The organism is Seohaeicola saemankumensis (assembly GCF_021021435.1).
In the GTDB taxonomy this organism is placed as follows: Bacteria; Pseudomonadota; Alphaproteobacteria; order Rhodobacterales; family Rhodobacteraceae; genus Seohaeicola.
In genome coordinates this window covers 1-1,211 of the sequence record NZ_JAINWI010000058.1, presented here as the reverse complement: position 1 = coordinate 1,211, position 1,211 = coordinate 1, and the positions used below count along the sequence as shown (strand labels likewise).

The window sequence follows — 1,211 nt, the reverse complement described above, 5'->3', positions numbered from 1 at the left end:
CCGGAGAGTAAAACACTCAAAGGATGAGCCCTATGACAAAGCAGAGATTCACCCCCGCCTATCCGGCCGAGCTTCGCGAACGCGGTGTTCGGCTTTTTCGAGAGAACCGCGGCGATTACGCCAGCGACACGGCTGCCTACAAGGCGATTGCGCCGAAGCTTGGCTGTTCGCCCGACAGTCTGCGCGTCTGGTGCCAGCAGGCCGAACGTGACGCCGGCCAGCGCGGCGGGCTGACGAGTGCCGAGAAGGATCGGATCAAGGAACTGGAGCGGGAGGTTCGTGAACTGCGCCAGGCCAACGAGATCCTGAAGAAGGCCAGCGCGTATTTCGCTGCGGCGGAGCTCGACCGCCCGTTCCGCAAATGATCGCGTTCATCGATGATCAGCGCGGTGTCCATGGTGTCGGGCCGATCTGCCATGTTCTGGGGATCGCACCATCGACGTTCTATGCGTTCAAGGCTGTCGAGCGTGATCCCGACCTCGCATCGGATCGGGCCAGGCAGGTTCGGCTGGACATGGCTGCTATCAAGCGGGCCTTCGATGGTAGTCGGGGCCGGTATGGCGCGCGCAAGGTTTGGCATCAGCTGCGGCGCGAAGGGCGCGATATTGCCCGCTGCACGGTTGAGCGGCAGATGAAGGTCATGGGATTACAAGGGGTTGTGAGGGGAAAGAAAGTGATCACGACCAACCCCGATACGGCCCAGCCTTGCCCGGGCGACAAGGTGAACCGCGCTTTCGTGGCGGACACGCCGAACCAGCTTTGGGTTTCAGATTTCACCTATGTTTCAAGCTGGCAGGGCATGGTTTACGTGGCCTTCGTCATCGACGTCTTCGCCCGCAAGATCGTTGGCTGGCGCGTCTCGACCTCGATGACAACAGGGTTCGTCCTCGATGCACTGAACCAAGCTATCTGTCAGAGGGTGCCATCTGAGGCGGACAAGCTGATCCATCACAGTGATCGGGGCAGCCAATACCTGTCGATCCGATATACTGAACGGCTGGCCGAGGCTGGGATTGATACTTCAGTGGGCAGCGTTGGTGACAGCTACGATAACGCCCTGGCCGAAAACATCATCGGCCTGTTCAAGACTGAGGTCATCAAGTTTCTCGGTCCATGGAAATCGGTCTGCCAAGTCGAATGGGAAACTCTCAAGTGGGTCGGCTGGTATAACAAGACGCGCCTGCACAGCGCCATCGGATACATCACACCGA

Annotated in this window: 1 protein-coding gene and 1 other annotated feature; the gene reads left to right on the top strand. The window is 59.5% G+C overall.

Going from position 1 to position 1,211, the window contains the following annotated elements; all coding sequences use genetic code 11:
• Window positions 1-32: 32 nt before the first annotated feature.
• Window positions 33-1,211, top strand: a protein-coding gene (locus K7H22_RS19940; RefSeq protein ID WP_419248205.1) for an IS3 family transposase whose coding sequence is annotated in 2 segments (ribosomal slippage) — window positions 33-330 and window positions 330-1,211 — 1,180 coding nt annotated over the 2 segments. Because the reading frame shifts where the segments join, the coding sequence is not laid out codon by codon here. This gene is flagged as partial in the annotation.
• Window positions 320-436, top strand: a sequence feature (AL1L pseudoknot). It overlaps the preceding gene by 117 nt.